Below are 3225 nucleotides of genomic sequence, written 5' to 3'. Positions count from 1 at the left end.
TCATCTTCATGTCGTCCGGCGGGATGTACACGTCAGGTCTGCCGGTCGACGACCTCGAGTACCGTGCCGACCCCGACTATCGGGGCGCCCGCGCCTACGCCCGCAGCAAGCGCGTGCAGACCGCACTGCTGCCGATCCTCGCCGACCACTGGGGCGCCGCCGGAATTCTGGTGGCAGGCATGCACCCGGGATGGGTCGACACCCCCGGCGTCGCCGACTCCCTCCCGGGCTTCAAGAAGGTCGCCTCGCCGCTGCTGCGGACGGCCGAGCAGGGCGCCGACACCGCGGTCTGGCTGACGGCCACGCAGCCGCGACCGGACACCGGCCTGTTCTGGCACGACCGCCGGCCGCGCCCCGAGAACTACCTGCCCACCACCCGCGTCACCGAGCACGACCGCCGCCTCGTCTGGGACCGCATCCGCGAGGCCGCGCAGCTCGACGACCTAGACGACGAGACGGGCAGCAACGAGACGGGCAGCGACCGATGAGGGCGGTGGTCTTCGGCGCCACCGGTTACATCGGCGGCCGCCTGGTGCCGGAGCTGCTGCGCGCCGGTCATCAGGTGCGCGTGATGGCGCGGACTCCCACCAAGCTCGACGACGTCCCGTGGCGCGACGACGTCGAGGTGGTGGCCGGCGACGTCACCGATCGCGAGTCGGTCGCCGCCGCGCTCACTGGTCAGGAGGTGCTCTACTACCTGGTGCACTCGCTGGTGCAGCGCGATTTCGTCGACGTCGACCACCGCGCGGCGCTCCTCGTGGGTGAGACGGCCCATGCCGCGGGCCTGCACCGCATCGTCTACCTCGGCGGGCTGGTGCCCGAGGCCGAGGAACTCTCACCGCACCTGGCGTCGCGCGCCCAGGTGGGTCAGACGCTGCGCGCCAGCGGCGTCCCCACCGCCGAACTGCGCGCCGCGGTGATCCTGGGGTCGGGATCGGCCAGCTTCGAGATGCTCCGCTACCTCTCCGAACGACTGCCCGCGATGATCACGCCGCGGTGGGTCAAGAACCGCATCCAGCCGATAGCGGTCCGCGACGTCCTCTACTACCTGGTCGGCGCGGCCGGCTTGCCCGCCGACGTGAACCGCAGCTTCGACATCGGCGGCCCCGACGTCCTCACCTACCTCACGATGATGCGCAAGTACGCCGTCATCGCCGGGCTGCCGCGACGCGTCGTCGTACCGGTGCCGGTGCTGACGCCGTGGCTGTCCGCGCAGTGGGTCAACCTGGTGACGCCGGTGCCGCGGTCCATCGCCGTGCCGCTGATGGAATCGCTGATCCACGAGGTGGTGTGCCGCGAGCACCACATCGCCGAGTACATCCCGGATCCGCCCGAAGGGTTCATCGGGTACGAGCGCGCAGTGGAGCTGGCGCTCACTCGGATCAAGGATCTCGACGTGCCGACACGATGGTCGGACGCCGACACGTCGCCTGCGCCGTCCGATCCGCTCCCGTCCGACCCGTCGTGGTCCGGCGGCACCCTCTACAAGGACGAGCGGGAGACGACGACGTCGGCCTCCCCCGACGCGCTGTGGAACGTCATCGAGGCCATCGGCGGCGAGACCGGTTGGTACTCCTTCCCGCTCGCGTGGTCGGTCCGCGGGTGGATCGACCGGGTGACCGGTGGCGTGGGCCTGCGTCGCGGGCGCCGCGACCCACGACGACTCCGCGTCGGCGAGGCGTTGGACTGGTGGCGCGTCGAAGCGCTCGACCGCCCGCGCCTGCTGCGCCTGCGCGCCGAGATGAAGGTACCGGGCGACGCCTGGCTGGAGCTCTCGGTGATCCCGAACGACGGCGGCGGCTCCACCTATCGCCAGCGGGCGCTCTTCCGGCCGAACGGCCTGGCCGGGCACCTTTACTGGGCGTTCATCGTTCCCTTCCACAACGCGGTTTTCAGCGGTATGGCCCGCAACATCACCGGGGAGGCCGAGGCCTCTCCCACCATTTCGGACAAGGACATCGCATGATCGAGATGCAACGCACGGTCTACACCAACGCACCGGTCAGCGCCGTGTACGCCTACCTCGCCGACTTCGGGAACGCCGAGGACTGGGATCCGAACGCGATCGCGGTGACCCGACTGTCCGGCAACGGCGGGGTCGGCACCGAGTACCGCGTCGAGAGCCTGTTCGCCGGGCGCAGCACCCTGCTCGACTACCGGGTCACCGACCTGGACCCGAACAAGCTGATCCGGCTGCGCGGTGAAAAGAAGGCGATCACCGCCGTCGACACCATCACGATCGTCGAGGGCGCCGCGCGGGTAGCCGTCACCTACGCCGTCGCGTTCGAGTTCAACGGCGTCTTCGCGATGGTCGAACCGGTCCTGAAGATCGCCGTCCGACGACTGTTGGAGCAGGGCGCGCAGGGACTCTCGCGGGAGCTGCTGCGGTTGGAGCGTACCGTCGGCCGACCGTAGGCCGACCCGCCTCACACCTCACGGTCCACGAACTGCGGCGTTTCTTTGGCGATGCCAGCCTTGCGGGCGATCGCCGCGTTCTTGCCGCGCAGCAGCCGTAGTTGCAGTGCCTGCTCCACCGGGAAGCCCAGCCGCGAGCCGCTGTACCAGGTGTTCTCGAACAGCGTCTTCGACGACGCCACCGCGTCCGGCGACCGCTGCTTGATGATCTCCGCGAAGGCCTCGGCCGCCGCGTACGGGTGGTCGTGCACCTCGCTGATGAGACCCCAGTCCAGTGCCTGCTTGGCGGAGAACGTCTCGCCGGTCATCGTCAGCCGCTTGGCGACGTCGATGGTGGTCAACTGGGCGATGCTCGCCGACAGTGACATGTCGGGGATCAGACCCCATTTGGCTTCCATGATCGAGTAGTCGGCGGTCGGGGTGCTGTAACGGAAATCGGCGCCGAGCGCGATCTGCAGGCCGCCGCCGAAGCAGTGTCCGTCGATCACTGCGACCACCGGCACCGGCACGCTGCGCCACGCCCAGCCCGCGGCCTGGAAGTTGTTGGCGGCCGACGACCGCTTCGGGACCATGTTCCGCAGCATCCGGCCGCGTTCCTTGCCCGCCGACGCGAAGTCGAGGCCCGAACAGAACGACGGCCCCTCGCCCGAGAGGATCACCGCGCGGACGCTGCGGTCCTTGGCCACCCGGTCGGCCGCCGCGGCGAGGTCGTCGATCATGTCGAAGGTGAGCCCGTTGTGCTTCTCCGGCCGATTGAGGCGGACATGCGCTACTTGGTCGCGGACGTCGTAGTCGATGTTGGTCATGGGG

3 protein-coding genes and 1 pseudogene are annotated in these 3225 nt (G+C 69.5%); 3 read left to right on the top strand and 1 reads right to left on the bottom strand.

Features of this window, described 5'->3' with window-relative positions; genetic code table 11:
* The 3 genes and pseudogenes from GX543_RS08190 to GX543_RS08180 form a co-directional block, all read left to right on the top strand.
* A pseudogene (locus GX543_RS08190) lies at nt 1-488 on the top strand (dehydrogenase); the annotation flags it as partial.
* The gene (locus tag GX543_RS08185; RefSeq protein ID WP_290851168.1) at nt 485-1966 is read left to right on the top strand and encodes an SDR family oxidoreductase; all 1482 of its coding nucleotides are present in this window, start codon (nt 485-487) and stop codon (nt 1964-1966) included. The pseudogene GX543_RS08190 and the gene GX543_RS08185, both read left to right, overlap by 4 nt.
* A complete protein-coding gene (locus GX543_RS08180) occupies nt 1963-2415 on the top strand; it encodes an SRPBCC family protein (RefSeq protein WP_290851166.1) in 453 nt (150 codons plus the stop codon). The genes GX543_RS08185 and GX543_RS08180 overlap by 4 nt, the downstream gene beginning before the upstream one ends.
* A gap of 11 nt (nt 2416-2426) precedes the next feature.
* Here the strand turns inward: GX543_RS08180 and GX543_RS08175 are convergent, their stop codons facing one another.
* Nucleotides 2427-3221: a crotonase/enoyl-CoA hydratase family protein gene (locus tag GX543_RS08175; protein WP_290851169.1), complete on the bottom strand. Its 795-nt coding sequence runs from the start codon at nt 3219-3221 to the stop codon at nt 2427-2429.
* Between the last annotated feature and the right edge of the window lie 4 nt (nt 3222-3225).

The sequence above is a fragment of the Gordonia sp. (in: high G+C Gram-positive bacteria) genome (genome assembly GCF_012515855.1).
In the GTDB taxonomy this organism is placed as follows: domain Bacteria; phylum Actinomycetota; class Actinomycetes; order Mycobacteriales; family Mycobacteriaceae; genus Gordonia.
The sequence above is the reverse complement of the archived record's forward strand: the minus strand, read 5'-3'. Positions and strand labels throughout refer to the sequence as shown.

What these genes read in the sequence shown, in the direction of transcription:
- GX543_RS08185 (WP_290851168.1), top strand. Translation starts at nt 485, where the DNA reads ATGAGGGCGGTGGTCTTCGGCGCCACCGGTTACATCGGCGGCCGCCTG.
- GX543_RS08180 (WP_290851166.1), top strand. Translation starts at nt 1,963, where the DNA reads ATGATCGAGATGCAACGCACGGTCTACACCAACGCACCGGTCAGCGCC.
- GX543_RS08175 (WP_290851169.1), bottom strand. Translation starts at nt 3,221, where the DNA reads ATGACCAACATCGACTACGACGTCCGCGACCAAGTAGCGCATGTCCGC.